This is a genomic window from Pseudohoeflea suaedae (assembly GCF_004354915.1).
Classification (GTDB): Bacteria; Pseudomonadota; Alphaproteobacteria; order Rhizobiales; family Rhizobiaceae; genus Pseudohoeflea; species Pseudohoeflea suaedae.
Genome location: NZ_SMSI01000002.1, coordinates 515961 through 541971 on the forward strand (window position 1 = coordinate 515961; position 26011 = coordinate 541971).

At 61.1% G+C, this 26011-nt stretch carries 34 protein-coding genes; 33 read left to right on the forward strand and 1 reads right to left on the reverse strand.

Features of this window, described 5'->3' with window-relative positions:
* The first annotated feature begins 93 nt into the window (after positions 1–93).
* The gene (gene rpoC / locus E2A64_RS12520) at positions 94–4299 is read left to right on the forward strand and encodes a DNA-directed RNA polymerase subunit beta' (RefSeq protein ID WP_133284809.1); all 4206 of its coding nucleotides are present in this window, start codon (positions 94–96) and stop codon (positions 4297–4299) included.
* A 123-nt stretch (positions 4300–4422) separates the two neighbouring features.
* On the opposite strand, the gene E2A64_RS12525 is transcribed toward rpoC, so the two are convergent.
* Positions 4423–4743, reverse strand: a complete 321-nt coding sequence (locus tag E2A64_RS12525; RefSeq protein ID WP_174235790.1) for a transcriptional regulator — start codon at positions 4741–4743, stop codon at positions 4423–4425.
* Between the two features lie 499 nt (positions 4744–5242).
* Between E2A64_RS12525 and rpsL the strand changes: the two genes are divergently transcribed.
* From rpsL to ilvD, 32 genes are all read left to right on the forward strand, one after another.
* Positions 5243–5614, forward strand: a complete 372-nt coding sequence (gene rpsL / locus E2A64_RS12530) for a 30S ribosomal protein S12 (RefSeq protein ID WP_133284810.1) — start codon at positions 5243–5245, stop codon at positions 5612–5614.
* 61 nt (positions 5615–5675) lie between these two features.
* Positions 5676–6146, forward strand: a complete 471-nt coding sequence (rpsG, locus tag E2A64_RS12535; protein WP_133284811.1) for a 30S ribosomal protein S7 — start codon at positions 5676–5678, stop codon at positions 6144–6146.
* Positions 6147–6174: 28 nt separating this feature from the next.
* Positions 6175–8265: an elongation factor G gene (gene fusA, locus E2A64_RS12540; RefSeq protein ID WP_133284812.1), complete on the forward strand. Its 2091-nt coding sequence runs from the start codon at positions 6175–6177 to the stop codon at positions 8263–8265.
* Positions 8266–8356: 91 nt separating this feature from the next.
* Positions 8357–9532, forward strand: a complete 1176-nt coding sequence (gene tuf, locus E2A64_RS12545; protein ID WP_133284799.1) for an elongation factor Tu — start codon at positions 8357–8359, stop codon at positions 9530–9532.
* Positions 9533–9605: 73 nt separating this feature from the next.
* Entirely contained in the window at positions 9606–9914 is a 309-nt protein-coding gene (gene rpsJ / locus E2A64_RS12550; protein ID WP_026481640.1) for a 30S ribosomal protein S10, read from the forward strand.
* Positions 9915–10000: 86 nt separating this feature from the next.
* Complete coding sequence (gene rplC / locus E2A64_RS12555) at positions 10001–10711, forward strand: 50S ribosomal protein L3 (protein WP_133284813.1); 711 nt, start codon at positions 10001–10003, stop codon at positions 10709–10711.
* Positions 10711–11331: a 50S ribosomal protein L4 gene (gene rplD / locus E2A64_RS12560; protein ID WP_133284814.1), complete on the forward strand. Its 621-nt coding sequence runs from the start codon at positions 10711–10713 to the stop codon at positions 11329–11331. The genes rplC and rplD overlap by 1 nt, the downstream gene beginning before the upstream one ends.
* The gene (locus E2A64_RS12565) at positions 11328–11621 is read left to right on the forward strand and encodes a 50S ribosomal protein L23 (protein ID WP_133284815.1); all 294 of its coding nucleotides are present in this window, start codon (positions 11328–11330) and stop codon (positions 11619–11621) included. Before rplD ends, E2A64_RS12565 begins: the two co-directional genes overlap by 4 nt.
* 36 nt (positions 11622–11657) lie before the next feature.
* Complete coding sequence (rplB, locus tag E2A64_RS12570; RefSeq protein ID WP_133284816.1) at positions 11658–12494, forward strand: 50S ribosomal protein L2; 837 nt, start codon at positions 11658–11660, stop codon at positions 12492–12494.
* Between the two features lie 14 nt (positions 12495–12508).
* Positions 12509–12787 (forward strand): 30S ribosomal protein S19, encoded by a 279-nt coding sequence (gene rpsS / locus E2A64_RS12575; RefSeq protein ID WP_133284817.1) that lies wholly within the window; start codon positions 12509–12511, stop codon positions 12785–12787.
* Between the two features lie 2 nt (positions 12788–12789).
* Entirely contained in the window at positions 12790–13179 is a 390-nt protein-coding gene (rplV, locus tag E2A64_RS12580) for a 50S ribosomal protein L22 (protein WP_133284818.1), read from the forward strand.
* Complete coding sequence (gene rpsC / locus E2A64_RS12585) at positions 13179–13883, forward strand: 30S ribosomal protein S3 (protein WP_133284819.1); 705 nt, start codon at positions 13179–13181, stop codon at positions 13881–13883. The genes rplV and rpsC overlap by 1 nt, the downstream gene beginning before the upstream one ends.
* A 31-nt stretch (positions 13884–13914) precedes the next feature.
* On the forward strand, positions 13915–14328 hold the full coding sequence (gene rplP / locus E2A64_RS12590; RefSeq protein ID WP_133284820.1) for a 50S ribosomal protein L16: 414 nt from the start codon (positions 13915–13917) through the stop codon (positions 14326–14328).
* 10 nt (positions 14329–14338) lie between these two features.
* Positions 14339–14539 carry a 50S ribosomal protein L29 gene (gene rpmC, locus E2A64_RS12595; RefSeq protein WP_133284821.1) on the forward strand — a complete coding sequence of 67 codons (201 nt, stop codon included), beginning with the start codon at positions 14339–14341 and terminating at the stop codon, positions 14537–14539.
* A gap of 11 nt (positions 14540–14550) precedes the next feature.
* Entirely contained in the window at positions 14551–14790 is a 240-nt protein-coding gene (gene rpsQ, locus E2A64_RS12600; RefSeq protein ID WP_133284822.1) for a 30S ribosomal protein S17, read from the forward strand.
* Positions 14791–14855: 65 nt separating this feature from the next.
* Complete coding sequence (gene rplN / locus E2A64_RS12605) at positions 14856–15224, forward strand: 50S ribosomal protein L14 (RefSeq protein WP_133284823.1); 369 nt, start codon at positions 14856–14858, stop codon at positions 15222–15224.
* 12 nt (positions 15225–15236) lie between these two features.
* Positions 15237–15548 (forward strand): 50S ribosomal protein L24, encoded by a 312-nt coding sequence (gene rplX / locus E2A64_RS12610; protein ID WP_133284824.1) that lies wholly within the window; start codon positions 15237–15239, stop codon positions 15546–15548.
* Complete coding sequence (rplE, locus tag E2A64_RS12615; RefSeq protein ID WP_133284825.1) at positions 15541–16098, forward strand: 50S ribosomal protein L5; 558 nt, start codon at positions 15541–15543, stop codon at positions 16096–16098. Before rplX ends, rplE begins: the two co-directional genes overlap by 8 nt.
* Positions 16099–16130: 32 nt before the next feature.
* Positions 16131–16436: a 30S ribosomal protein S14 gene (gene rpsN, locus E2A64_RS12620; protein WP_133284826.1), complete on the forward strand. Its 306-nt coding sequence runs from the start codon at positions 16131–16133 to the stop codon at positions 16434–16436.
* A 12-nt stretch (positions 16437–16448) separates the two neighbouring features.
* Positions 16449–16847, forward strand: a complete 399-nt coding sequence (gene rpsH / locus E2A64_RS12625) for a 30S ribosomal protein S8 (RefSeq protein WP_133284827.1) — start codon at positions 16449–16451, stop codon at positions 16845–16847.
* A gap of 39 nt (positions 16848–16886) precedes the next feature.
* Positions 16887–17420: a 50S ribosomal protein L6 gene (gene rplF / locus E2A64_RS12630; protein WP_133284828.1), complete on the forward strand. Its 534-nt coding sequence runs from the start codon at positions 16887–16889 to the stop codon at positions 17418–17420.
* Between the two features lie 12 nt (positions 17421–17432).
* Complete coding sequence (rplR, locus tag E2A64_RS12635; protein WP_133284829.1) at positions 17433–17795, forward strand: 50S ribosomal protein L18; 363 nt, start codon at positions 17433–17435, stop codon at positions 17793–17795.
* A gap of 43 nt (positions 17796–17838) precedes the next feature.
* A complete protein-coding gene (rpsE, locus tag E2A64_RS12640; protein ID WP_133284830.1) occupies positions 17839–18399 on the forward strand; it encodes a 30S ribosomal protein S5 in 561 nt (186 codons plus the stop codon).
* Between the two features lie 38 nt (positions 18400–18437).
* Positions 18438–18638 carry a 50S ribosomal protein L30 gene (gene rpmD, locus E2A64_RS12645; RefSeq protein ID WP_133284831.1) on the forward strand — a complete coding sequence of 67 codons (201 nt, stop codon included), beginning with the start codon at positions 18438–18440 and terminating at the stop codon, positions 18636–18638.
* A gap of 17 nt (positions 18639–18655) precedes the next feature.
* The gene (rplO, locus tag E2A64_RS12650) at positions 18656–19132 is read left to right on the forward strand and encodes a 50S ribosomal protein L15 (RefSeq protein ID WP_133284832.1); all 477 of its coding nucleotides are present in this window, start codon (positions 18656–18658) and stop codon (positions 19130–19132) included.
* A 198-nt stretch (positions 19133–19330) separates the two neighbouring features.
* Positions 19331–20671 (forward strand): preprotein translocase subunit SecY, encoded by a 1341-nt coding sequence (secY, locus tag E2A64_RS12655; RefSeq protein WP_133284833.1) that lies wholly within the window; start codon positions 19331–19333, stop codon positions 20669–20671.
* Positions 20668–21258 (forward strand): adenylate kinase, encoded by a 591-nt coding sequence (locus tag E2A64_RS12660; protein WP_133284834.1) that lies wholly within the window; start codon positions 20668–20670, stop codon positions 21256–21258. The genes secY and E2A64_RS12660 overlap by 4 nt, the downstream gene beginning before the upstream one ends.
* A gap of 208 nt (positions 21259–21466) precedes the next feature.
* Positions 21467–21835: a 30S ribosomal protein S13 gene (gene rpsM, locus E2A64_RS12665; RefSeq protein WP_133284835.1), complete on the forward strand. Its 369-nt coding sequence runs from the start codon at positions 21467–21469 to the stop codon at positions 21833–21835.
* Positions 21836–21970: 135 nt separating this feature from the next.
* Positions 21971–22360 (forward strand): 30S ribosomal protein S11, encoded by a 390-nt coding sequence (gene rpsK / locus E2A64_RS12670; protein ID WP_133284836.1) that lies wholly within the window; start codon positions 21971–21973, stop codon positions 22358–22360.
* 100 nt (positions 22361–22460) lie between these two features.
* A complete protein-coding gene (locus tag E2A64_RS12675; protein ID WP_133284837.1) occupies positions 22461–23471 on the forward strand; it encodes a DNA-directed RNA polymerase subunit alpha in 1011 nt (336 codons plus the stop codon).
* 52 nt (positions 23472–23523) lie between these two features.
* Positions 23524–23955 (forward strand): 50S ribosomal protein L17, encoded by a 432-nt coding sequence (rplQ, locus tag E2A64_RS12680; protein ID WP_133284838.1) that lies wholly within the window; start codon positions 23524–23526, stop codon positions 23953–23955.
* 207 nt (positions 23956–24162) lie between these two features.
* Positions 24163–25998, forward strand: coding sequence for a dihydroxy-acid dehydratase (ilvD, locus tag E2A64_RS12685; RefSeq protein WP_133284839.1), 1836 nt, complete (start codon positions 24163–24165; stop codon positions 25996–25998).
* The last annotated feature ends 13 nt before the right edge of the window (positions 25999–26011 follow it).

Below are 26011 nucleotides of genomic sequence, written 5' to 3' on the forward strand. Positions count from 1 at the left end.
CAAATTGCGGCCTTAGATATTCGGGAATGGCCAGTCGCCGGGGTCTGTCCGGCACCATTCCAAGCCAGGGTTAGCGCCCTAAAGGAGACAGGCATGAACCATGAGGTCATGAACCTTTTCAACAATCAGCAGCCGGCACAGACCTTCGATTCCATCCGGATTTCGATTGCCAGCCCTGAGAAGATCCTTTCCTGGTCCTACGGCGAGATCAAGAAGCCGGAGACCATCAACTACCGTACGTTCAAGCCGGAACGCGACGGCCTGTTCTGCTCGCGCATCTTCGGTCCGATGAAGGACTACGAGTGCCTGTGCGGCAAGTACAAGCGCATGAAGTACAAGGGCGTCATCTGCGAGAAGTGCGGCGTGGAAGTCACGCTGTCGCGCGTTCGCCGCGAGCGCATGGGCCACATCGAGCTCGCAGCTCCCGTCGCCCACATCTGGTTCCTCAAGTCGCTGCCTTCGCGCATCGGCACGCTTCTCGACATGACGCTCAAGGATATCGAGCGCGTCCTGTATTTCGAGAACTATATCGTCACCGAGCCGGGCCTGACGTCGCTGAAGGAAAACCAGCTTCTGTCGGAAGAGGAATACATGATCGCCGTCGACGAGTTCGGCGAGGATTCCTTCACCGCAATGATCGGCGCCGAAGCCATCTTCGAACTTCTCGCAGGCATGGAACTCGAGAAGATCGCGGGCGAGCTGCGCACCGAACTGGCTTCGACCACTTCTGACCTGAAGCAGAAGAAGCTGATGAAGCGCCTGAAGATCGTCGAGAACTTCCTCGATTCCGGCAACCGCCCGGAATGGATGATCATGAAGGTGATCCCGGTGATCCCGCCGGACCTGCGTCCGCTGGTCCCGCTCGATGGCGGCCGTTTCGCGACGTCCGACCTCAACGACCTCTACCGCCGCGTGATCAACCGCAACAACCGTCTGAAGCGTCTGATCGAACTGCGCGCGCCCGGCATCATCATCCGCAACGAGAAGCGGATGCTGCAGGAAGCCGTCGATGCGCTCTTCGACAACGGCCGTCGCGGCCGCGTCATCACGGGTGCCAACAAGCGTCCGCTGAAGTCGCTCTCCGACATGCTCAAGGGCAAGCAGGGCCGCTTCCGTCAGAACCTGCTCGGCAAGCGCGTCGACTATTCGGGCCGTTCGGTCATCGTGACCGGTCCGGAACTCAAGCTGCACCAGTGCGGCCTGCCCAAGAAGATGGCGCTCGAGCTGTTCAAGCCGTTCATCTATGCGCGCCTTGACGCGAAGGGCTACTCCTCGACCGTCAAGCAGGCCAAGAAGCTGGTCGAGAAGGAAAAGCCGGAAGTCTGGGATATCCTCGACGAGGTCATCCGCGAGCATCCGGTTCTGCTGAACCGTGCGCCGACGCTTCACCGCCTGGGCATCCAGGCCTTCGAACCGACCCTGGTCGAAGGCAAGGCGATCCAGCTGCACCCGCTCGTCTGCACGGCCTTCAACGCCGACTTCGACGGTGACCAGATGGCCGTTCACGTGCCGCTGTCGCTTGAAGCCCAGCTCGAAGCACGCGTGCTCATGATGTCGACCAACAACATCCTGCACCCGGCGAACGGCGCACCGATCATCGTGCCGTCGCAGGACATGGTGCTTGGTCTCTATTACCTCTCGATCATGGCCGAGAAGGAACCGGGCGAGGGGATGGTGTTCTCCGATCTCGGCGAACTCCACCATGCGCTCGAGAACAAGGTCGTCACGCTGCATTCGAAGGTGAAGGGCCGCTTCAAGACCGTCGATGCCGAAGGCAACGAGGTCAGCGAGATCCACGAAACCACCCCGGGCCGCATGCTGATCGGCGAACTTCTGCCGAAGAACGCCATGGTTCCCTTCGACACCTGCAACAAGGAGATGACCAAGAAGAACATCTCCCGGATGATCGACACCGTCTATCGTCACTGCGGTCAGAAGGACACGGTCATCTTCTGTGACCGGATCATGCAGCTCGGATTCGGCCATGCCTGCCGCGCCGGTATTTCCTTCGGCAAGGACGACATGGTCATCCCGGCAGCGAAGGCCAAGATCGTCGCCGACACCGATGCAATGGTGAAGGAATACGAGCAGCAGTACAACGAAGGCCTGATCACTCAGGGCGAGAAGTACAACAAGGTCGTCGACGCCTGGGGCAAGGCGACCGAGAAGGTTGCCGACGAGATGATGGCTCGAATCAAGGCGGTCGAATTCGACCCCGAGACCGGTCGTCAGAAGCAGATGAACTCGATCTACATGATGAGCCACTCCGGTGCGCGTGGTTCGCCCAGCCAGATGCGTCAGCTCGGCGGGATGCGCGGCCTGATGGCCAAGCCTTCGGGCGAGATCATCGAGACACCGATCATCTCGAACTTCAAGGAAGGCCTGACCGTGAACGAGTACTTCAACTCGACCCACGGTGCCCGTAAGGGTCTGGCCGACACCGCGCTGAAGACGGCGAACTCGGGTTACCTGACCCGCCGTCTGGTGGACGTGGCGCAGGATTGCATCGTCAACTCGGTCGATTGCGGCACCGAAGAAGGCCTCACCATGACGGCCATCGTCGATGCGGGTCAGGTCGTGGCCTCGATCGGCCAGCGTATCCTGGGCCGTACCGCGCTCGACGACATCAACCACCCGATCTCCGGCGAGAACATCGTCAAGGCGGGTACGATGATCGACGAGGCACAGGTGGTGCAGATCGAGGAAGCCAGCATCCAGTCGGTGCGCATCCGCTCGCCGCTGACCTGCGAAATCCAGACCGGCATCTGCGCGGCCTGCTACGGTCGCGACCTTGCACGCGGCACGCCCGTCAACCAGGGCGAAGCCGTCGGCGTCATCGCCGCACAGTCGATCGGCGAGCCGGGCACCCAGCTCACCATGCGTACCTTCCACCTTGGCGGTACCGCGACCGTGGTCGACCAGTCGTTCCTGGAAGCGTCCTATGAAGGCACGGTGCAGATCCGTAACCGCAACCTTCTGCGGAACTCGGATGGCAACCTCGTCGCAATGGGCCGCAACATGGCTGTCCAGATCATGGACGAGAAGGGCAATGAGCGTTCCTCGCAGCGCGTCGCTTACGGTTCCAAGCTGTTCGTCGACGACGGCGATGCGGTCAAGCGCGGCCAGCGTCTGGCCGAGTGGGACCCGTATACCCGTCCGATGATGACGGACGTCGCCGGTACCGTCGAGTTCGAACACGTCATCAGTGGCGTGACCGTCTCGGAGACCGCCGACGAGGCCACCGGCATCACCAAGCGCCAGGTCATCGACTGGCGTTCGACACCGCGTGGCGCCGATCTGCAGCCGACCGTCATCATCAAGGATGACAAGGGCGAGATCGCACGCACCGCACGTGGCACGGAAGCCCGCTTCCAGCTCTCCGTCGATGCCATCCTGTCGGTGGAACCCGGTACCAAGGTCTCCGAGGGCGACGTGCTTGCGCGTATTCCGCTCGAAAGCGCGAAGACCAAGGACATCACCGGTGGTCTGCCGCGCGTGGCCGAACTGTTCGAGGCTCGCCGTCCGAAGGATCACGCCATCATCGCAGAGATCGATGGCACGATCCGCCTGGGCCGCGACTACAAGAACAAGCGTCGCGTCGCCATCGAGCCGGCCGAGGACGGTGTGGAACCGGTCGAGTACCTGATCCCGAAGGGCAAGCCCTTCCACCTTCAGGACGGCGACTATATCGAAAAGGGTGACTACATCCTCGACGGTAACCCGGCACCGCACGACATCCTGGCGATCAAGGGCGTGGAAGCTCTGGCTTCCTACCTCGTCAACGAGATCCAGGAAGTCTACCGCCTGCAGGGCGTGCTTATCAACGACAAGCACATCGAGGTGATCGTGCGGCAGATGCTGCAGAAGGTGGAAATCACCGAGTCGGGCGATTCGGGCTACATCGTGGGCGACAATGCCGATGCGATCGAGCTCGAGAACGTCAACGAGCGGCTCATCGAGGAAGGCAAGAATCCTGCCGTCGGTGTTCCGGTCCTGCTCGGTATCACCAAGGCGTCGCTGCAGACCCCGTCCTTCTTCTCGGCGGCATCGTTCCAGGAGACCACCAAGGTTCTCACGGAAGCAGCCGTCGCCGGAAAGATGGACACGCTCCAGGGTCTCAAGGAAAACGTCATCGTGGGTCGCCTCGTGCCGGTCGGTACGGGCAGCCAGATGAACCAGATCCGTCGCATCGCGAATTCCCGCGACGATCTGATCCTCGACGAGCGTCGCAAGTCGACGGGCGCGGAAACCGCGAACCCGATGCTCGAGGACATGGCTGGTTCGGCTCCGGCCGAATAAGCCGCCTCGGCAATCCGAACATGAAAAAGGCCGCTCTCCCGGGAGCGGCCTTTTTCATTGCCTGGTTTCTATCAGCCGGCTTTTCAGCGGCTGATGACGGAAGGGGATCGCACCCCGTCTGCCTCAGTCGAAGGTGATGACTGCGACTTCGCCTTCGAGCACGCCTTCATAGGCCGTCGAATGCGGTTCCTCGTCGGGCATGCCTTCAAGCAGGCCGATCTGGTCGAGATCGGCTTCGGCGAAACCTTCGCGGGCGAGGGCGTTCAATGTCTCGCGCACGGCCGAATCTTCGTCGGGCGCGGCCAGCATCACATGGACTTGGATCTTCTCGCCACCTTCTTCCCGCGAAACCTGCCCGATGATGATGAAGACGCTCGCCTCGATCATGTCGTCGCCATCAAGGGCGTCTTCCGGGCCATCCATGGAATTGTCGTTGTCGGCCATGTTGAAACCTCTCTCGATTCGTTTGGCAGTGGGTCAAAACTCATTTATGAGACTCGGCCTACAGGATCGCCACTCGGCGGGATAGGGGTTTAAGACGCGATTCCCCCAACGGTTCCTCTTGCAGCGCACCTCCGCGCAAGGGAACATTGCGTAATCCCGTCATCGCGCAACAATATTACGTTGCGCGGGGCCTCTTTTCCGGCAAAAGCCCGGAAATGCGATTATTTCGCCGTCAGGCTTGACGGGGCAGGGGTAAATCAGTACTTAGCGGCCACCGAAACCGATGTGAGACGCATTCTCCGGAGCGACACGCACTGGAATTTGTCTCAAACAAGGTTTCCTACACCGCGATTCACATGCTGCACGCACGACGCCAGCCTTGCTTGTGTCCTCTGCTTTTGTGGGCCCTCCGGATAACGGATCTGGCCCTCATTTTGCGCATTGAGCCGTGGGAAACGGGCCCGAGAGGGCGAAATTTGAATTCTGAAGGGATGGCAGCATGCCTACTGTAAACCAGCTGATCCGCAAGCCGCGCCAGGCGCCGGTGAAGCGCAACAAGGTCCCGGCCCTGGAGCAGAACCCGCAGAAGCGTGGTGTCTGCACCCGCGTCTACACCACGACCCCGAAAAAGCCGAACTCGGCTCTCCGGAAGGTTGCCAAGATCCGCCTGACCAACGGCTACGAAGTGATCGGCTACATCCCGGGCGAAGGCCACAACCTGCAGGAACACTCCGTCGTCATGATCCGTGGCGGTCGTGTGAAGGACCTTCCGGGTGTGCGTTACCACATCATCCGCGGCGTGCTGGATACCCAGGGCGTCAAGAACCGCAAGCAGCGTCGTTCGAAATACGGCGCCAAGCGTCCGAAGTAATCAAAGTGCCGGGCTGTTCCGATGGCCCGGCTTTGTGATCATCATCTGAGAGACAAATCGCATGTCACGACGTCACAGCGCAGAAAAGCGTGAGATCAACCCGGACCCGAAGTTCGGCGATCTGGTCATCACCAAGTTCATGAACGCCATCATGTTGGACGGCAAGAAGTCGGTTGCTGAAAGCATCGTCTACGGCGCCCTCGACCGCGTTCAGGAGCGTGCAAAGCAGGAGCCCGTGGCCATGTTCCACCAGGCTCTCGACAATGTCGCCCCGCACCTTGAAGTCCGTTCGCGCCGCGTCGGTGGTGCAACCTACCAGGTTCCGGTCGATGTCCGTCCCGAGCGCCGTCAGGCTCTCGCGATCCGCTGGCTGATCGCTGCTGCGCGCAAGCGCAACGAAACGACCATGATCGAGCGCCTCTCGGGCGAACTCATGGACGCTGCGAACAACCGCGGTGCAGCCGTCAAGAAGCGTGAAGACACGCACAAGATGGCTGACGCGAACCGCGCGTTCTCGCATTACCGCTGGTAATTCAAAAGCTTTCGAAAGGCAGACCTCAATGGCCCGCGAATACGCAATCGAAGATTACCGCAATTTCGGTATCATGGCGCACATCGACGCCGGCAAGACGACGACTACCGAGCGCGTCCTGTTCTACACCGGCCGTTCGCACAAGATCGGCGAAGTCCATGACGGCGCTGCCACCATGGACTGGATGGAGCAGGAGCAGGAGCGCGGTATCACCATCACTTCGGCTGCCACGACCACCTTCTGGCAGGGCCGTGATGGCAAGAAGCGCCGCTTCAACATCATCGACACCCCGGGACACGTCGACTTCACCATCGAAGTCGAGCGTTCGCTGCGCGTGCTCGACGGTGCGATCGCTCTGCTTGACGCCAATGCCGGTGTCGAGCCGCAGACCGAAACCGTCTGGCGCCAGGCTGACAAGTACAACGTCCCGCGGATGATCTTCTGCAACAAGATGGACAAGATCGGTGCCGACTTCTATCGCTCGGTTTCCATGGTCAAGTCCCGTCTGGGTGCGACCCCGGTCGTCATGCAGCTGCCGATCGGCGCTGAGAACGACTTCAAGGGCGTCGTCGACCTGATCGAGATGAATGCTCTGGTCTGGCGCGACGAAAGCCTGGGCGCTGCCTGGGACGTCGTCGAGATCCCGGAAGATCTCAAGGAGAAGGCCGAAGAGTACCGCGAACTGCTCATCGAGACCGTCGTCGAAGTCGAGGAAGCCGCCATGGAGCGCTACCTCGAAGGCGAAATGCCGGGCAATGACGAGCTTCGCGCGCTGATCCGCAAGGGCACGATCGCCGGCACCTTCTACCCGATGTTCTGTGGCTCGGCCTTCAAGAACAAGGGCGTGCAGCCGCTTCTCGACGCCGTCGTGGACTTCCTGCCTTCGCCGCTCGACATCGCCGCCATCAAGGGCATCGACGTCAAGACCGAAGAGCCGACCAAGCGCAAGGCAAATGACGACGAACCCGTCGCCATGCTCGCCTTCAAGATCATGAACGACCCGTTCGTCGGTTCGCTGACCTTCGCCCGTATCTATTCCGGCAAGCTCGACAAGGGTTCGTCGCTTCTCAATACGGTCAAGGAAAAGCGCGAGCGTATCGGCCGCATGCTGCAGATGCACTCCAACAGCCGCGAAGACATCGAGACCGCCTATGCAGGCGACATCGTTGCTCTGGCGGGCCTGAAGGAAACCACCACCGGTGACACCCTTTGCGATCCGCTGCACCCGGTCATCCTCGAGCGCATGGAATTCCCGGATCCGGTGATCCAGATCGCCATCGAGCCGAAGACCAAGGGCGACCAGGAAAAGATGGGCATCGCGCTCAACCGCCTGGCAGCCGAGGATCCCTCGTTCCGCGTCAAGTCGGACGAAGAGTCGGGTCAGACCATCATCGCCGGCATGGGCGAACTGCACCTCGACATCATCGTCGACCGCATGCGTCGCGAGTTCAAGGTCGAAGCCAATGTCGGCGCACCGCAGGTGGCCTACCGCGAATCGATCACCAAGAACTACGAAGCGGACTACACCCACAAGAAGCAGTCGGGTGGTTCGGGCCAGTTCGCTCGCGTCAAGATCGCGTTCGAGCCGGATCCGGAATCCGAAACCCTGACCTTCGAATCGAAGATCGTTGGCGGTTCGGTTCCCAAGGAATACATCCCGGGCGTCCAGAAGGGTCTGGAAAGCGTCATGGGTTCGGGTCCGATCGCGAACTTCCCGATGCTGGGCGTCAAGGCGACCCTCATCGACGGTGCGTACCACGACGTCGACTCCTCGGTTCTGGCATTCGAAATCGCTGCGCGTGCCTGCTTCCGTGAAAACGCCAACATGATGGGCCCGCAGCTGCTGGAGCCGGTCATGAAGGTGGAAGTCGTGACCCCGGAAGATTATGTCGGAGACGTGATCGGCGACCTGAACTCCCGCCGTGGCCAGATCCAGGGCCAGGAAATGCGCGGCATCGCCGTGGTGGTCGAGGCACATGTGCCGCTGGCCAACATGTTCAAGTATGTCGACTCGCTGCGTTCCATGTCCCAGGGCCGTGCGCAGTACTCGATGGTCTTCGATCACTACTCGCCGGTTCCGTCGAACGTGGCGCAGGAAATCCAGGCCAAGTACGCCTGATAACCAATCGCCGCCGGCCCCTTGTGAGCGCCGGCGGCCAACAACGAACTTCATGCCCCTGTAGGGGCGTAACGAGAATGGAGAGCCGGATATGGCAAAGGGTAAGTTTGAGCGGAACAAGCCGCACGTAAACATCGGCACGATCGGTCACGTTGACCACGGCAAGACGTCGCTGACCGCTGCGATCACGAAGTACTTCGGTGACTTCAAGGCTTACGACCAGATCGACGCCGCTCCCGAAGAGAAGGCACGCGGCATCACCATCTCGACGGCGCACGTCGAGTATGAGACGGACGCACGTCACTATGCGCACGTCGACTGCCCGGGCCACGCCGACTACGTCAAGAACATGATCACGGGTGCTGCCCAGATGGACGGCGCGATCCTGGTGGTTTCGGCTGCCGACGGCCCGATGCCGCAGACCCGCGAGCACATCCTGCTCGCTCGTCAGGTCGGCGTTCCGGCCATCGTGGTCTTCCTCAACAAGGTCGACCAGGTCGACGACGAGGAACTGCTCGAGCTGGTCGAGATGGAAGTGCGCGAGCTGCTTTCGTCCTACGACTTCCCGGGCGACGACATTCCGATCGTCAAGGGTTCGGCTCTGGTCGCGCTCAACGACGGCGACAAGGCCCAGGGCGAAGACGCGATCCGCAAGCTGATGGCCGAAGTCGACGCCTACATCCCGACGCCTGAGCGTCCGGTTGACCAGCCGTTCCTGATGCCGATCGAAGACGTGTTCTCGATCTCGGGTCGCGGCACGGTCGTGACCGGTCGCGTCGAGCGCGGCATCGTCAATGTCGGCGACGAAATCGAAATCGTGGGTATCCGCGACACCAAGAAGACGACCTGCACGGGCGTCGAGATGTTCCGCAAGCTTCTCGACCAGGGTCAGGCCGGCGACAATATCGGCGCGCTGCTGCGCGGCGTTGAGCGCGAAGGCGTTGAGCGCGGCCAGGTTCTGTGCAAGCCGGGTTCGGTGAAGCCGCACACGAAGTTCAAGGCCGAAGCCTACATCCTGACGAAGGAAGAAGGCGGCCGTCACACGCCGTTCTTCACGAACTACCGTCCGCAGTTCTACTTCCGTACGACTGACGTGACCGGTATCGTGACGCTTCCGGAAGGCACCGAGATGGTCATGCCGGGCGACAACGTCACCGTCGACGTCGCGCTCATCGTGCCGATCGCCATGGAAGAGAAGCTCCGCTTCGCTATCCGTGAAGGTGGCCGCACCGTCGGCGCCGGCATCGTCGCTTCGATCATCGAGTAAGAAATAGGGGCAGGGCGCGCGGCCCCGGTTACGGGATCGCGCGCCTCTCCAAACGCGAACAAGGACTAGTCGAATGAACGGCCAGAACATCCGCATCCGCCTCAAGGCGTTTGATCATCGTGTTCTCGATGCCTCCACGCGGGAAATCGTGTCGACCGCCAAGCGCACCGGCGCTGGCGTGCGCGGTCCGGTCCCGCTTCCGACCCGGATCGAGAAATTCACGGTCAACCGCTCGCCGCACATCGACAAGAAGTCGCGCGAGCAGTTCGAAATGCGCACCCACAAGCGCCTTCTCGACATCGTTGACCCGACCCCGCAGACCGTTGACGCGCTCATGAAGCTCGATCTGGCTGCCGGCGTGGATGTGGAAATCAAGCTCTAAGGAGCTTTCATGACCGTCAGATGACGGTCCTCTGAAACCGAATGCGGATCTCAGAAAGTTCCGTGTACGAATGAAGGATTGAACCGATGCGTTCAGGTGTGATTGCACAGAAGATTGGGATGACCCGGGTCTATAACGACGCCGGCGAGCACGTCCCGGTCACTGTCCTAAAGATGGACAACTGCCAGGTCGTCGCCCAGCGGACCGAGGAAAAGAACGGCTACACCGCCGTTCAGCTCGGCGCTGGCGTTGCCAAGGTGAAGAACACGTCCAAGGCCATGCGTGGCCATTTCTCGATCGCCAAGGTCGAGCCGAAGGCGAAGATGGTCGAATTCCGCGTGTCGGAAGACAACATGATCGACGTCGGCGCCGAGCTGACTGCTGAGCACTTCGTCGCCGGCCAGCTGGTCGACGTTTCCGGTATCACCCAGGGTAAGGGTTTTGCCGGTGCCATGAAGCGTCACGGCTTCGGTGGTCTTCGCGCCACCCACGGCGTGTCGATCTCGCACCGTTCGCACGGCTCCACCGGTTCCAACCAGGATCCGGGCAAGGTCTGGAAGGGCAAGAAGATGGCTGGTCACATGGGCCAGACCAAGGTGACCACCCAGAACCTCGAAGTCGTCTCGACCGATGCCGACCGTGGCCTCATCCTCATCAAGGGTGCGGTACCGGGCTCGAAGGGTGCCTGGATCGTCGTTCGCGACGCCATCAAGTCCGACATCCCGTCCGAGGCGCCGCGTCCGGCGGGCCTGCGCAACGGTGCTGCTCAAGAAGCTTCGAATGAGGGAGCCGAATAATGGATCTCACCGTCACCACTCTGGAAGGCAAGGACGCCGGGAAGATTTCCCTTTCCGACGATCTCTTCGGCCTCGAGCCGCGGCAGGATCTGCTGCAGCGCGTCGTTCGCTGGCAGCTCGCTAAGCGCCAGCAGGGCACCCACAAGTCGCTCGGCCGTGCGGAAGTCTCCCGCACCGGTGCGAAGATGTACCGCCAGAAGGGTACGGGCCGCGCCCGTCACTCCTCGGCTCGTGCACCGCAGTTCCGCGGCGGCGGCAAGGCTCACGGCCCGGTCGTTCGCAGCCACGCCCACGATCTTCCCAAGAAGGTCCGTGCGCTCGGCCTGCGTCATGCGCTCTCGGTCAAGGCCAAGGGTTCCGACCTGATCGTCGTCGACAGCCTGTCTGCCAACGACGCCAAGACCAAGGCGCTGATCGCGTCGCTCGGCAAGCTCGGCATCACCAATGCCCTGTTCATCGGCGGCAACGAGCTTGACAGCAACTTCCGCCTGGCAGCCAAGAACATCCCGAACGTGGACGTTCTTCCGGTTCAGGGCATCAACGTTTACGACATCCTGCGCCGCGGCAAGCTGGTCTTGTCGAAGGACGCCATCGCGGCCCTGGAGGAGCGCTTCAAATGACCGATCTTCGCCACTATGACGTGATCGTCTCGCCGGCGATCACAGAAAAGTCGACCCTGGCTTCCGAACAGAACCAGGTCGTCTTCAACGTCACCCGCACTGCCACCAAGCCGGAAATCAAGGCTGCAGTGGAAGCGCTCTTCGGCGTTAAGGTCACTGCCGTGAACACGCTGCTGCGCAAGGGCAAGGTCAAGCGCTTCCGCGGTCACATCGGCAAGCAGAGCGATGTCAAGAAGGCGTATGTGACGCTGGCCGACGGCCAGTCGATCGACGTCTCCACCGGCCTGTAAGGTCGGGCGAAACAGCCCCGAAAAGGGAACGGAAAGATGGCACTCAAGAAATACAACCCGACGACGCCGAGCCAGCGCCAGCTGGTCATCGTCGACCGCTCCGCCCTCTACAAGGGCAAGCCGGTCAAGAGCCTGACCGAGGGTCTGTCGCGCAAGGGCGGTCGTAACAACACCGGTCGTATCACGGCCCGCCGCATCGGTGGCGGTCACAAGAAGACCTACCGTATCGTCGACTTCAAGCGTCGCAAGTTCGACGTCGAAGGCACGATCGAGCGTCTGGAATACGATCCGAACCGCACCGCCTACATCGCGCTCGTCACCTATACCGATGGTGAGCAGGCCTACATCCTGGCGCCGCAGCGTATCGCAGCCGGCGACAAGGTGATTTCGTCTGCAGGTGCTGTCGACGTGAAGCCGGGCAACACGATGCCGCTGCAGTTCATGCCGGTCGGTACCATCGTGCACAACATCGAGATGAAGCCTGCGAAGGGCGGCCAGATCGCCCGTTCGGCCGGCGCCTACGCGCAGCTCGTCGGTCGCGACAACGGCATGGCGACGCTTCGTCTCAATTCGGGTGAACAGCGCCTGGTTCAGGGCTCCTGCCTTGCAACCGTCGGTGCCGTGTCGAACCCGGATCACCTGAACATCAACGACGGCAAGGCAGGCCGGACCCGTTGGCGCGGCAAGCGCCCGGCAGTTCGCGGTGTCGCCATGAACCCGGTCGACCACCCGCATGGTGGTGGTGAAGGCCGGACTTCGGGCGGTCGTCACCCGGTATCCCCCTGGGGCAAGCCGACCAAGGGTAAGCGTACCCGTTCGAACAAGTCGACGGATCGCTTCATCATGCGGTCGCGCCACCAGCGCAAGAAGTAAGAGAGGACGTCTAAATGGCTCGTTCGGTTTGGAAAGGTCCGTTTGTTGACGGTTATCTTCTCAAGAAGGCAGAGAAGGTCCGTGAAGGCGGCCGCAATGAAGTGATCAAGACGTGGAGCCGCCGCTCCACCATTCTGCCGCAGTTCGTCGGTCTGACCTTCGGCGTCTACAACGGCAACAAGCATATCCCGGTCTCCGTGACCGAGGACATGGTCGGCCAGAAGCTCGGTGAATACTCCCCGACCCGTACCTATTACGGTCACGGTGCCGACAAGAAAGCGAAGAGGAAGTAACGATGGGCAAGGCAAAAACTCCGCGCCGGCTCAAGGACAACGAAGCGCAGGCGGTTGCACGCACCATTCGCGTCAGCCCGCAGAAGCTCAACCTCGTCGCCGCTCTCATCCGTGGCAAGAAGGTTGACCGTGCTCTCGCTGACCTGGAATTTTCGCGCAAGCGGATCGCCGGTACCGTTCGCAAGACCCTTGAATCTGCGATCGCAAACGCCGAGAACAACCACGACCTCGATGTTGATTCGCTGATCGTCGCCGAGGCCTATGTCGGCAAGTCGATCGTGATGAAGCGTTTCCACGCTCGTGGCCGCGGTCGCGCATCGCGCATCGAAAAGCCGTTCTCGCATCTGACGATCGTCGTGCGCGAAGTCGAAGAGCAAGGGGAGGCTGCATAATGGGCCAGAAAATCAATCCGATCGGCTTCCGCCTCGGCGTCAACCGTACCTGGGACAGCCGCTGGTTTGCCGACAACGCCGAATATGGCGAACTGCTGCACGAAGACCTGAAGATCCGTTCCTACCTCAACAAGGAACTCAAGCAGGCCGGCGTGTCGAAGATCGTCATCGAGCGTCCGCACAAGAAGTGCCGCGTGACCATTCACGCCGCCCGTCCTGGCCTGATCATCGGCAAGAAGGGCGCGGACATCGAAAAGCTGCGCCGCAAGCTGCAGGAAATGACCCGCTCGGAAACGCACCTCAACATCGTTGAAGTGCGCAAGCCGGAAATCGACGCGACGCTCGTCGCCCAGTCGATCGCCCAGCAGCTCGAGCGTCGTATCGCATTCCGTCGCGCCATGAAGCGCGCCGTTCAGTCCGCCATGCGCCTCGGCGCGGAAGGCATCCGCATCACCTGCGGCGGTCGTCTCGGCGGTGCTGAAATCGCCCGTACCGAATGGTACCGTGAAGGCCGCGTGCCGCTTCATACGCTTCGTGCCGATATCGACTACGGCACAGCCGAAGCACACACCGCTTACGGTATCTGCGGCGTGAAGGTCTGGATCTTCAAGGGCGAGATCCTCGAGCATGATCCCATGGCTTCCGAGCGCCGCGCCACCGAGGGCGATGCGCAGGGCGGAAACCGCCGGCGCGAAAACGCCTGAGGCCGGGCTACGTAATTCGGAGAATTGAACAATGTTGCAGCCAAAGCGTACGAAGTACCGCAAGCAGTTCAAGGGTCGTATCAAGGGTGTCGCCAAGGGCGGCAGTGACTTGAACTTCGGCTCCTACGGACTGAAGGCGCAGGAGCCCGAGCGCGTCACCGCACGCCAGATCGAGGCTGCCCGCCGTGCCATCACCCGTCACATGAAGCGTGCCGGTCGTGTATGGATCCGCATCTTCCCGGATCTTCCGGTCACCTCGAAGCCGACCGAAGTCCGCATGGGTAAAGGTAAGGGTTCGGTCGATTACTGGGCAGCTCGCGTCAAGCCGGGCCGCATCATGTTCGAGATCGATGGCGTGAACGAAGAAATCGCCCGCGAAGCCCTGCGCCTCGGCGCGGCCAAGCTTCCGATCAAGACCCGCTTCGTGCAGCGTATTGCCGAGTAAGGAAATCATCATGAAAGCCACAGACGCACATACGATGACCGTCGATCAGCTCTCCGATGAACTCGCGAAGCTGAAGAAAGAACAGTTCAACCTGCGTTTCCAGAAGGCCACCGGCCAGCTGGAAAAGACGTCGCGCGTGAAGGAAGTTCGCCGCGACATCGCACGCATCAAGACGATCTCCCGCCAGAAGGCGGCGGACGCCAAGGCCTGAGGAAGAATAATATGCCAAAACGTATCCTGCAGGGCACTGTCGTTAGCGACAAGAACGACAAGACCGTCGTCGTCCGCGTGGAACGCCGTTTCGCGCACCCCTTGTTCCAGAAGACCGTTCGCCGGTCGAAGAAGTACAAGGCGCACGACGAAAACAACTCTTACAAGGTTGGTGACCTCGTCTCGATCGAGGAATGCGCGCCGATCTCCAAGGACAAGCGCTGGACCGTGGTTTCCACTGCCCAGGCATAACAAACAAGCAGTCAACGCGCCGGCGGATAATGTGATCCCCGGCCGGTAGAAGAAGGCGGTCTGGTATGATTCAGATGCAAACAAACCTCGACGTGGCTGACAATTCAGGCGCCCGTCGTGTCATGTGCATCAAGGTTCTGGGCGGCTCGAAGCGGAAATATGCTTCCATCGGCGACGTTATCGTCGTTTCGGTCAAGGAAGCCATTCCGCGCGGCCGCGTCAAGAAGGGCGATGTGATGAAGGCGGTGGTCGTGCGTACGGCCAAGGATATCCGCCGCGCCGACGGCAGTGTGATCCGGTTCGACCGGAATGCAGCCGTCCTGATCGACAACAAGAAAGAGCCCATCGGTACCCGTATCTTCGGCCCGGTTCCGCGTGAACTGCGTGGCAAGAGCCACATGAAGATCATCTCGCTGGCTCCCGAAGTGCTTTAAAGGATAGGGACGATGCAAAAGATCCGCAAAGGCGACAAGGTCGTCGTTCTCACGGGCAAGGACAAGGGCCGTACAGGCGAAGTCATTGCCGTCATGCCGAAGGAAGACCGTGCGGTCGTCCGTGGTATCAACATGGTGCGCCGTCACCAGCGTCAGACACAGACGCAGGAAGCCGGCATCATCAACAAGGAAGCGTCGATCCACCTGTCGAACCTTGCCATTGCCGACCCCAAGGACGGCAAGCCGACCCGCGTCGGTTTCAAGATGGAAGGCGACAAGAAGGTCCGCGTCGCAAAGCGTTCGGGGGATGTCATCAATGGCTGACACCAAGTATGAACCGCGGTTGAAGAAGGTCTATGTCGAGAGCATCCGCAAGGCGCTCCAGGACCAGTTCAACTACTCCAACGAAATGCAGATCCCGCGCCTCGAGAAGATCGTTCTCAACATGGGCGTCGGCGAATCGACTGCAGATTCGAAGAAGCCTGCCGTTGCCGCCGAAGATCTGGCAGCGATCGCCGGTCAGCGCCCGGTCATCACCCATGCGCGCAATTCGATCGCCGGCTTCAAGCTGCGTGAGAACATGCCGATCGGTGCGAAGGTGACCCTTCGCGGTGCCCGCATGTTTGAATTCATGGATCGCCTGGTCAACATCGCGCTGCCGCGCGTTCGCGACTTCCGCGGCCTGAACCCCAAGAGCTTTGACGGCCGTGGCAACTTCGCCATGGGCATCAAGGAACACATCGTCTTCCCCGAGATCAACTACGACAAGGTCGATCAGATGTGGGGTATGGACATCATCGTTTGTACGACGGCCAAGACCGACGACGAAGCCCGGGCGCTCTTGAAGGCGTTCAACTTCCCGTTCCGTCAGTAACCGTTACGGCATTCGTAGAGAGGAAAACCGATATGGCGAAAGTCAGCGCCACTGAGAAGAACAAGCGCCGCCGCGAAATGACCGCCCGCGACGCCGGCAAGCGCGCCGCGCTCAAGGCGATCATCAAGGACCGCGAGACGCCGATTGAAGAACGTTTCCGCGCCACGCTGAAGCTGGCCGAAATGCCCCGCAATGGCTCGAAGACCCGCATTCGCAACCGTTGCGAAGTGACCGGCCGTCCGCGCGCCTATTATCGCAAGCTGAAAATGTCGCGTATTGCACTGCGCGAACTCGGCTCGCTCGGCAAGGTGCCGGGCCTGCTCAAGTCGAGCTGGTAAGGAGACGCGAAAATGGCAATGTCTGATCCGCTGGGCGATATGCTCACCCGTATCCGCAACGGCATCTCCCGTCGCAAGGATTCGGTCTCGACGCCGGCCTCGAAGCTTCGTGCCCGCGTTCTCGACGTGCTGCAGGCCGAAGGCTACATCCGTGGTTACTCGGAAGTGTCCTTCGACAACGGCAAGTCGGAAATCAACATCGAGCTGAAGTATCACGAAGGCGCTCCGGTCATTCGCGAAATCGCGCGTGTCTCGAAGCCCGGCCGTCGCGTCTATGTCTCGGTCAAGTCCATTCCGCAGGTCGCCAATGGTCTCGGCATCACCATCCTTTCGACTCCGAAGGGTGTGCTGGCCGATCATCAGGCGCGCGAGCAGAATGTTGGTGGCGAGGTTCTCTGCTCGATCTTCTGATCGTGCAGGACCTCCAACTCGAACAGACAGGTTTGAACAATGTCTCGTATCGGCAAGAAGCCCATTCCGGTTCCCCAGGGTGTGACCGCGACCGTTGACGGCCAGAAGGTCGTCGCCAAGGGTCCCAAGGGTGAACTCTCCTTCGTCGCCAACGACGAAGTGACCGTCAAGCTCGAGGACAACGCAGTCGTGGTGTCCCCGATCGATCAGTCCAAGGACGCACGCTCCAAGTGGGGCATGTCGCGCACCATGGTCGAGAACATCTTCACCGGCGTGAAGGACGGTTTCGAACGCAAGCTCGAAATCAACGGCGTCGGTTATCGTGCGGCCATGCAGGGCAAGAACCTGCAGTTGGCTCTTGGCTTTAGCCACGATGTGGTTTATCAGCCGCCGGAAGGCGTCGCCATCACATGCCCGAAGCCGACTGAAATCGTTCTGACCGGCATCGACAAGCAGGTGCTTGGCCAGGCGGCCGCGCAGATCCGCGAATACCGTCCGCCGGAGCCCTACAAGGGCAAGGGCGTGAAGTATGCCGAAGAGCGGATCATCCGCAAAGAAGGCAAGAAGAAGTAAGGAAGACGCGACATGGCTACGAAAAAAGAAGCGCTTACGCGTCGCGCCGCTCGTGTGCGCCGCCAGCTCAAGAAGGTGGCGAACGGCCGTCCGCGGCTTTCCGTTCACCGTTCCTCGAAGAACATCTACGTCCAGGTCATCGACGATGCCGAAGGCCGGACGCTGGCTGCCGCTTCGACCCTCGATGCGGATATCCGCGGCAAGCTGAAGACCGGAGCGGACGTTGCTGCCGCCGAGGCCGTCGGCAAGCTGATTGCGGAACGCGCAACCAAGGCAGGCGTCACCGAAGTGGTCTTCGACCGCGGCGCCTTCATCTATCACGGCCGAGTCAAGGCCCTCGCCGATGCTGCCCGTGAAGGCGGCCTCACTTTCTAAAACAACAGCCGATTGATTCCGGAAAAGAAAAAGGAAAAGGACAATGGCAAGAGAAGGACGCCGCGAAAACCGCGGCCGTGACGAAGAGCGCGACAGCGAATTCGTCGACAAGCTCGTCCACATCAACCGCGTCGCGAAGGTCGTCAAGGGCGGTCGCCGCTTCGGTTTCGCAGCACTCGTCGTTGTCGGCGACCAGAAGGGCCGCGTTGGCTTCGGTCACGGCAAGGCACGTGAAGTGCCGGAAGCGATCCGCAAGGCCACTGAAGCCGCCAAGCGCGACATGATCTTCGTTCCGCTGCGCTCGGGCCGGACCCTGCACCATGACGTGCATGGCCGTCACGGCGCCGGCAAGGTTCTTCTCCGTTCGGCCAAGCCTGGTACCGGTATCATCGCCGGTGGTCCGATGCGTGCAGTGTTCGAAACGCTCGGCATGCATGACGTCGTCGCCAAGTCGACCGGCTCGTCCAACCCCTACAACATGGTGCGCGCCACCTTCGATGCTCTGAAGAACCAGATGCACCCGAAGGACATCGCCGCTCAGCGCGGGCTGAAATACGCCACCCTGCAAGAGCGCCGTGCCCACGTTGTCGGCAACGAAGACTAATCCGGGCATCTCGCCTGACTTTTTGAGGAGCCTGTCCAATGGCTGATACCAAAAAAGGCAAGACGGTCACTGTCGAACAGATCGGCAGCCCGATCCGTCGCCCGGGCGTTCAACGTGCTACGTTGATCGGCTTGGGGCTGAACAAATTGCACCGTGTCCGCACGCTCGAGGATACGCCGTCCGTGCGCGGCATGATCCGTACCGTCGGCCACCTCGTCCGCGTTGTGGACGAGAAGTGAATTCCGGAGTTGCGATCATGAAACTCAACGAAATCAAAGACAACGAAGGCGCTACCAAGTCCCGCAAGCGGGTTGGTCGCGGCATCGGCTCGGGCCTCGGCAAGACCGGCGGCCGGGGTGTTAAGGGCCAGAAGTCGCGTAGCGGCGTCGCCATCAACGGCTTCGAAGGCGGCCAGATGCCGATCTACCGCCGGCTTCCGAAGCGCGGCTTCAAGAACATCTTCGCCAGCGACTTCAACGTCGTGTCGCTCGGCCGGATCCAGACCGCCATCGATGCCGGCAAGCTTGACGGCAAGGCAACGGTCGACGCCGAAGCTCTCAAGGCTGCAGGCGTGATCCGCCGCATCAAGGACGGTGTTCGCGTCGTCGCCGACGGGGAGCTGAAGGCGAAGGTCGCCATCAAGGTGGCCGGCGCTTCGAAGACCGCCGTCGAGAAGATTGAAAAGGCTGGTGGCTCGATCGAAGTTCTCGCAGCCGCCAAGTCGGCCGAATAATACGAATACCAACCGCCCGGTGCTTCACATCGGGCGGTTTTCCACCCATATGGGAGATCGGCCGGCGCAGGTATCGCGCGACATAGGGCCGGGGCAGGGCGGGAACACCGTTTGATCGGCACAGGTCTCGTCCGCGACAACAGAATTTGATCCGGCGGAGCCGCTGTTCCAGCCTCCGGTCGGAGCTTGGAGATCTCCATGGCATCAGCCGCCGAACAGCTCGCAGCGAACCTCAATTTCTCCGCCTTCTCCAAGGCGGAAGACCTCAAGAAGCGCATCTGGTTCACCCTGGGTGCGCTTTTGGTCTATCGGCTTGGGACATATATCCCGCTGCCCGGTATCAATCCCGCTGCCTTCGCGCAGGCCTTCCAGGGCCAGGCCGGGGGCATACTCGGCGTCTTCAACATGTTCTCCGGTGGTGCGGTCGCCCGTATGGCGATCTTTGCGCTCGGGATCATGCCCTATATTTCCGCTTCCATCATCATCCAGCTGATGACGTCGGTCGTACCGTCGCTCGAGCAGTTGAAGAAGGAAGGCGAGCAGGGCCGCAAGGTCATCAACCAGTACACGCGCTACGGTACGGTGTTTCTCGCCACGCTGCAGGCCTACGGCATCGCCGTGGGGCTCGAGGGCGGCAACAACATCGTGACCGATCCGGGTTGGTTCTTCCGCATTTCCACGGTCCTGACGCTTGTCGGCGGCACCATGTTCCTGATGTGGCTCGGTGAGCAGATCACCTCGCGCGGTATCGGCAACGGCATTTCGCTGATCATTTTCGCGGGCATCGTGGCCGCACTTCCGAACGCCATTGCAGGCACTCTCGAACTCGGCCGTACCGGCGCGCTGTCGACCGGGCTGATCATCGTGGTGGTTCTCGTGGCCGTCGCCTGCATCGCCTTCATCGTGTTCATCGAACGCGCGCAAAGGCGACTGATCATCCAGTATCCGAAACGCCAGGTCGGATCGCGCATGTTCCAGGGCGACACGTCCCACCTGCCGCTCAAGCTCAACACTGCCGGTGTCATTCCGCCGATCTTTGCCTCGTCGCTGCTTCTGCTGCCGGCCACGATCGCGGGCTTCTCGAACACCACCGAGCTTCCGGGCTGGGCGAGCGCGGTGCTTGCGTCGCTTGGACACGGCCAGCCGCTCTACATGCTCTTCTATGCGGGCATGATCGGCTTCTTCGCGTTCTTCTACACCGCGATCGTTTTCAATCCGAAGGATACGGCGGACAATCTGAAGCAGCATGGCGGCTTCATTCCGGGTATCCGTCCGGGTGAGCGCACCGCTCAGTACATCGACTACGTGCTGACGCGCATCACCGTGATCGGTGCGATCTATCTCATCCTCGTGTGTCTCTTACCCGAATTTCTAATCGCGCAGACTGGCGTTCCGTTCTATCTGGGTGGTACGTCGCTGCTGATCGTCGTCAGCGTGACGCTCGATACGGTTGCACAGATACAGGGACATCTGATCGCCCAGCAGTATGAGGGGCTGATCAAGAAGTCCAAACTCCGGGGAGGAAAACGGGGACGATGAGACTTATTCTTCTGGGTCCGCCGGGGGCGGGCAAGGGCACCCAGGCTCAGCGGCTTGTCGAAAAGCACGGCATTCCGCAGCTTTCGACCGGCGACATGCTTCGTGCCGCCGTTCAGGCCGAGACCGAAGTGGGATTGAAGGCCAAGGCTGTCATGGATGCGGGCGAGCTCGTGTCCGACGCCATCGTCAATGCCATCGTTTCCGAGCGAATCGATGCCGAGGACTGCGCGGACGGGTTCATCCTTGATGGCTACCCGCGCACTCTCGCCCAGGCCGATGCCGTCGCAGAGATGCTTTCCGCCAAGGGAATCAGTCTCGACGTCGTCATCGAACTGGTGGTCGACGACAAGCAGATGGTCGGCCGAATCCTCAAGCGCGCCGAGGAGGCGCGTGCCGCCGGCCAGCCCGTCCGCAAGGACGACAATGCCGAGGTTTATGACGAGCGTCTGCGGGAATATTACAAGAAGACCGCGCCGCTTATCGGTTACTATCATGCCAAGGGCCTTCTCACGGGCGTCGACGGAATGAAGTCGATCGATGAAGTAACCGCCGATATCGAAGCCATCCTGGCCAAGTATCAGGCTTGAATCGGGGCGCGGGGGAGTTGACTTTTCTCCTCCGAGTCCGGTAAAGACCGCGCAACTCGCGACACAACTGCGATCAGCGCGTCTCCCCGGGGATTCGGGGAAACGTTTCTGATCGCTATATTTGTGCCGGGAATTTAGCGCACACGCCCGCGGCCATGCCGCGATGAACGAAGACAACCGGAGCAATCCGGAATCAAGGAGTAGAGACGTGGCCCGTATTGCTGGCGTCAACATCCCGACGAACAAGCGCGTTATCATCGCGCTGACCTACATCCACGGGATCGGCGACAAGTTCGCCAAGGAAATCGTGGAGAAGGTGGGTATCCCGCTGGAGCGTCGCGTGAGCGAACTCTCCGATGCAGAAGTCCTGCAGATCCGTGAAACCATCGACCGCGACTACCAGGTCGAAGGCGATCTGCGCCGTGAGCACTCGATGAACGTCAAGCGCCTCATGGACCTGGGTTGCTACCGTGGCCTGCGTCACCGTCGCGGCCTTCCGGTCCACGGTCAGCGCACGCACACCAATGCCCGTACCCGCAAGGGCCCGGCAAAGGCGATTGCAGGCAAGAAGAAGTAATTTTCGCGAGCGAATGGCGAAGCAGCGTGTAGCGATGTCGGGTTGATCCCATTCGCGAACCGCCAGTCCCTATTCGCTTTCGAAGGTGTAGCCGCTGGAAATACGGCGGTGCAGATATCGTTTGAAAGGTAAAAAATGGCCAAGGAAGCCGCACGCGTCCGTCGTCGCGAACGCAAGAATATCTCGTCGGGCGTCGCCCACGTGAACTCGACCTTCAACAATACCATGATCACGATCACGGATGCCCAGGGCAACGCGATCTCCTGGTCGTCGGCCGGTTCGAAGGGCTTCAAGGGTTCGCGCAAATCGACCCCGTTCGCTGCGCAGATGGCTGCTGAAGACGCTGCCAAGAAGGCTCAGGAACACGGCATGAAGTCGCTGGAAGTCGAAGTCTGCGGACCCGGTTCGGGTCGCGAATCGGCTCTGCGCGCCCTGCAGGCTGCCGGCTTCACCATCACCTCGATCCGTGATGTGACGCCGATCCCGCACAATGGCTGCCGCCCGCGCAAGAAGCGCCGCGTCTGATCCACTGGCTTTCAGACCCGTCGGGCCTTCGAGGCACTCGGCGGGTCCGTCTCTTATGACCGTCACGAATGGATAGTGGCGGCAACGGAAGGCAAACAACATGATTCAGAAAAACTGGCAGGAACTGATCAAGCCGAACAAGGTCGAGTTCACCGCGTCGGGCCGCACCAAGGCGACCGTCGTTGCGGAACCGCTCGAGCGCGGCTTCGGCCTGACCCTCGGCAACGCGCTGCGTCGCGTGCTTCTGTCCTCGCTGCGCGGCGCTGCCGTGACTGCGGTTCAGATCGACGGCGTTCTGCATGAGTTCTCGTCGATCCCGGGTGTGCGCGAAGATGTCACCGACATCGTTCTCAACATCAAGGAAATCGCAGTTGCCATGGAAGGTGACGAGCCCAAGCGCATGGTCGTGCGCAAGCAGGGCCCGGGCGTCGTCAAGGCAGGCGACATCCAGACCGTGGGCGACATCGAGATCCTCAACCCGGAACTCGCTCTCTGCACGCTCGATGAAGGCGCTGAAATCCGCATGGAATTCACCGTCAACAACGGCAAGGGCTACGTGCCGGCGGACCGCAACCGCGCCGAAGACGCTCCGATCGGGCTTATCCCCGTCGACAGCCTGTATTCGCCGGTCAAGAAGGTCTCCTACAAGGTGGAAAACACCCGTGAAGGCCAGGTTCTCGACTACGACAAGCTGACGCTCTCGATCGAGACCGACGGTTCGGTCACCGGTGAGGACGCAGTGGCCTATGCCGCTCGCATTCTTCAGGACCAGCTCGGTGTCTTCGTCAACTTCGAAGAGCCGCAGAAGGAAGTCCAGGAAGAGACCGTCGCAGAGCTCGCCTTCAACCCGGCGCTGCTCAAGAAGGTCGACGAACTGGAACTCTCTGTCCGTTCGGCGAACTGCCTGAAGAACGACAACATCGTCTATATCGGCGACCTCATCCAGAAGTCCGAGGCGGAAATGCTCCGCACTCCGAACTTCGGCCGCAAGTCGCTGAATGAAATCAAGGAAGTCCTCGCTTCCATGGGCCTGCATCTCGGTATGGAAGTACCGTCCTGGCCGCCGGAAAACATCGAGGACCTCGCAAAGCGTTACGAAGACCAGTATTAACCGTTCAAACGGCAGGCTTTATGGGTAGGCCTGCATGTGAAGGAGAAGGGCCATGCGCCACGGAATTTCCGGCCGCAAGCTGAACCGCACCTCTAGCCACCGCAAGGCAATGTTTGCCAACATGGCGGCTTCGCTCATTGAGCACGAACAGATCGTGACGACCTTGCCGAAGGCCAAGGAAATCCGTCCGATCGTCGAGAAGCTCGTCACGCTCGGCAAGCGCGGCGACCTGCATGCTCGTCGTCAGGCGATCTCGCAGATCAAGGACCAGGACGCCGTCCGCAAGCTGTTCGATTCGCTGGCCGCACGCTATGCGACCCGCAACGGTGGCTACCTGCGCATTATGAAGGCGGGTTTCCGCACCGGCGACAACGCACCGATGGCTGTCATCGAGTTCGTGGACCGCGATGTGGATGCCAAGGGTGCGAAGGATCGCGCCCGTCTCGAAGCCGAGGCAGCCGCTGACGAATCCGAAGCCGCATAATTCCCACGCGACTTCATCCGATTTGACAGAAGCCGGGCCCTCGGGTCCGGCTTTTGTCGTTTTACGGCCGGAATGGTGACCTGTCTTCCCGGGATCGGGGTAGTGACACAGGCCGCTCATTGATTTAGTCCGGCTAGACATATCCAGAACTGGCGCGCGGTATTCACGCGAAGCTGGTCGGTGAAAGACATATATGGAGGAAGGCTGATGCCCGCATATCGGTCGAAGACGAGTACACACGGACGCAACATGGCCGGCGCGCGCGGATTGTGGCGCGCCACCGGCATGAAGGATGACGATTTCGGCAAGCCGATCATCGCCGTCGTCAATTCCTTCACCCAGTTCGTGCCCGGCCACGTGCACCTCAAGGATCTCGGCCAGCTCGTCGCCCGCGAGATCGAGGCGGCCGGCGGTGTCGCCAAGGAATTCAACACGATCGCCGTCGACGACGGCATCGCCATGGGCCATGACGGAATGCTCTACTCGCTGCCGTCGCGCGAGATCATCGCGGATTCGGTCGAGTACATGGTCAACGCCCATTGCGCCGACGCCATGGTATGCATCTCCAACTGCGACAAGATCACGCCCGGCATGCTGAATGCCGCGATGCGCCTGAACATCCCGGCGATCTTCGTGTCCGGTGGTCCGATGGAAGCCGGCAAGGTGACGCTCAAGGGCAAGCAGGTCTCGCTCGACCTGATCGACGCCATGGTCGCGGCAGCGGACGACAAGGTCTCAGACGAGGACGTCCAGACCATCGAGCGTTCGGCATGCCCGACCTGCGGTTCGTGTTCGGGCATGTTTACCGCCAATTCGATGAACTGCCTGACCGAGGCGCTCGGCCTGTCGCTGCCGGGCAATGGTTCGACGCTCGCCACGCACTCGGACCGCAAGCGGCTGTTCGTCGAAGCCGGTCACCAGATCGTCGACATCACCCGTCGCTACTACGAGCAGGACGACGAAAGCGTGCTGCCGCGCTCGATCTGTTCGAAGGAAGCCTTCGAGAACGCCATGTCGCTCGATATCGCCATGGGCGGCTCGACGAATACGGTGCTGCATATCCTCGCGGCGGCCTATGAGGGCAATATCGATTTCACCATGGACGACATCGATCGTCTGTCGCGCAAGGTTCCGTGCCTTTCCAAGGTCGCGCCCGCCAAGAGCGACGTTCACATGGAGGACGTCCACCGCGCGGGCGGCATCATGCGCATTCTGGGCGAACTGGACCGTGGCGGCCTGATCAAGCGTGACTGCCCGACGGTTCACGAGGCAACCCTCGGCGACGCGATCGATCGCTGGGATATCACCCGCACCAATTCCGAGACCGTGCGCGAATTCTTCAGGGCGGCTCCGGGCGGCGTTCCCACCCAGACGGCTTTTTCGCAGTCCTCGCGCTGGGACGAACTCGACACCGACAGCGAGAACGGCGTCATCCGCTCGGTCGAGAAGCCGTTCTCCAAGGATGGCGGTCTCGCCGTGCTCAAGGGCAATATCGCACTCGACGGCTGCATCGTGAAGACAGCCGGCGTCGACGAGAGCATTCTGAAATTCTCCGGTCCCGCGGTCGTCTACGAAAGTCAGGATGCGGCGGTGAAGGGCATCCTGTCGAACGAGGTGAAGGCAGGCGATGTCGTCGTCATCATCTATGAGGGCCCCAAGGGCGGCCCGGGGATGCAGGAAATGCTCTATCCGACGAGCTACCTGAAATCCAAGGGCCTCGGTAAGTCCTGCGCGCTGATCACCGATGGCCGTTTTTCGGGCGGTACATCCGGCCTGTCGATCGGCCATGCGTCGCCGGAAGCCGCCAATGGCGGGGCCATCGGTCTCGTCCGCCAGGGCGACATGATCGACATCGACATTCCGGGCCGCACCATCAGCCTGCGTGTCAGCCCGGCGGAGCTTGAAGCACGCCGGACCGCGCAGGACATGAAGGGCTGGAAGCCGGAAGCGCCGCGCAAGCGCAACATCACCACCGCGCTCAAGGCCTATGCCGCCTTCGCTGCCAGTGCCGACAAGGGTGCGGTCCGCATTCTGCCGGAATAGGCGCATCTGCGTG

Bases quoted from the DNA above. Each gene is read 5' to 3' on its own strand.
- rpoC (WP_133284809.1), top strand. From the start codon at position 94: ATGAACCATGAGGTCATGAACCTTTTCAACAATCAGCAGCCGGCACAG.
- E2A64_RS12525 (WP_174235790.1), bottom strand. From the start codon at position 4,743: ATGGCCGACAACGACAATTCCATGGATGGCCCGGAAGACGCCCTTGAT.
- rpsL (WP_133284810.1), top strand. From the start codon at position 5,243: ATGCCTACTGTAAACCAGCTGATCCGCAAGCCGCGCCAGGCGCCGGTG.
- rpsG (WP_133284811.1), top strand. From the start codon at position 5,676: ATGTCACGACGTCACAGCGCAGAAAAGCGTGAGATCAACCCGGACCCG.
- fusA (WP_133284812.1), top strand. From the start codon at position 6,175: ATGGCCCGCGAATACGCAATCGAAGATTACCGCAATTTCGGTATCATG.
- tuf (WP_133284799.1), top strand. From the start codon at position 8,357: ATGGCAAAGGGTAAGTTTGAGCGGAACAAGCCGCACGTAAACATCGGC.
- rpsJ (WP_026481640.1), top strand. From the start codon at position 9,606: ATGAACGGCCAGAACATCCGCATCCGCCTCAAGGCGTTTGATCATCGT.
- rplC (WP_133284813.1), top strand. From the start codon at position 10,001: ATGCGTTCAGGTGTGATTGCACAGAAGATTGGGATGACCCGGGTCTAT.
- rplD (WP_133284814.1), top strand. From the start codon at position 10,711: ATGGATCTCACCGTCACCACTCTGGAAGGCAAGGACGCCGGGAAGATT.
- E2A64_RS12565 (WP_133284815.1), top strand. From the start codon at position 11,328: ATGACCGATCTTCGCCACTATGACGTGATCGTCTCGCCGGCGATCACA.
- rplB (WP_133284816.1), top strand. From the start codon at position 11,658: ATGGCACTCAAGAAATACAACCCGACGACGCCGAGCCAGCGCCAGCTG.
- rpsS (WP_133284817.1), top strand. From the start codon at position 12,509: ATGGCTCGTTCGGTTTGGAAAGGTCCGTTTGTTGACGGTTATCTTCTC.
- rplV (WP_133284818.1), top strand. From the start codon at position 12,790: ATGGGCAAGGCAAAAACTCCGCGCCGGCTCAAGGACAACGAAGCGCAG.
- rpsC (WP_133284819.1), top strand. From the start codon at position 13,179: ATGGGCCAGAAAATCAATCCGATCGGCTTCCGCCTCGGCGTCAACCGT.
- rplP (WP_133284820.1), top strand. From the start codon at position 13,915: ATGTTGCAGCCAAAGCGTACGAAGTACCGCAAGCAGTTCAAGGGTCGT.
- rpmC (WP_133284821.1), top strand. From the start codon at position 14,339: ATGAAAGCCACAGACGCACATACGATGACCGTCGATCAGCTCTCCGAT.
- rpsQ (WP_133284822.1), top strand. From the start codon at position 14,551: ATGCCAAAACGTATCCTGCAGGGCACTGTCGTTAGCGACAAGAACGAC.
- rplN (WP_133284823.1), top strand. From the start codon at position 14,856: ATGATTCAGATGCAAACAAACCTCGACGTGGCTGACAATTCAGGCGCC.
- rplX (WP_133284824.1), top strand. From the start codon at position 15,237: ATGCAAAAGATCCGCAAAGGCGACAAGGTCGTCGTTCTCACGGGCAAG.
- rplE (WP_133284825.1), top strand. From the start codon at position 15,541: ATGGCTGACACCAAGTATGAACCGCGGTTGAAGAAGGTCTATGTCGAG.
- rpsN (WP_133284826.1), top strand. From the start codon at position 16,131: ATGGCGAAAGTCAGCGCCACTGAGAAGAACAAGCGCCGCCGCGAAATG.
- rpsH (WP_133284827.1), top strand. From the start codon at position 16,449: ATGGCAATGTCTGATCCGCTGGGCGATATGCTCACCCGTATCCGCAAC.
- rplF (WP_133284828.1), top strand. From the start codon at position 16,887: ATGTCTCGTATCGGCAAGAAGCCCATTCCGGTTCCCCAGGGTGTGACC.
- rplR (WP_133284829.1), top strand. From the start codon at position 17,433: ATGGCTACGAAAAAAGAAGCGCTTACGCGTCGCGCCGCTCGTGTGCGC.
- rpsE (WP_133284830.1), top strand. From the start codon at position 17,839: ATGGCAAGAGAAGGACGCCGCGAAAACCGCGGCCGTGACGAAGAGCGC.
- rpmD (WP_133284831.1), top strand. From the start codon at position 18,438: ATGGCTGATACCAAAAAAGGCAAGACGGTCACTGTCGAACAGATCGGC.
- rplO (WP_133284832.1), top strand. From the start codon at position 18,656: ATGAAACTCAACGAAATCAAAGACAACGAAGGCGCTACCAAGTCCCGC.
- secY (WP_133284833.1), top strand. From the start codon at position 19,331: ATGGCATCAGCCGCCGAACAGCTCGCAGCGAACCTCAATTTCTCCGCC.
- E2A64_RS12660 (WP_133284834.1), top strand. From the start codon at position 20,668: ATGAGACTTATTCTTCTGGGTCCGCCGGGGGCGGGCAAGGGCACCCAG.
- rpsK (WP_133284836.1), top strand. From the start codon at position 21,971: ATGGCCAAGGAAGCCGCACGCGTCCGTCGTCGCGAACGCAAGAATATC.
- E2A64_RS12675 (WP_133284837.1), top strand. From the start codon at position 22,461: ATGATTCAGAAAAACTGGCAGGAACTGATCAAGCCGAACAAGGTCGAG.
- rplQ (WP_133284838.1), top strand. From the start codon at position 23,524: ATGCGCCACGGAATTTCCGGCCGCAAGCTGAACCGCACCTCTAGCCAC.
- ilvD (WP_133284839.1), top strand. From the start codon at position 24,163: ATGCCCGCATATCGGTCGAAGACGAGTACACACGGACGCAACATGGCC.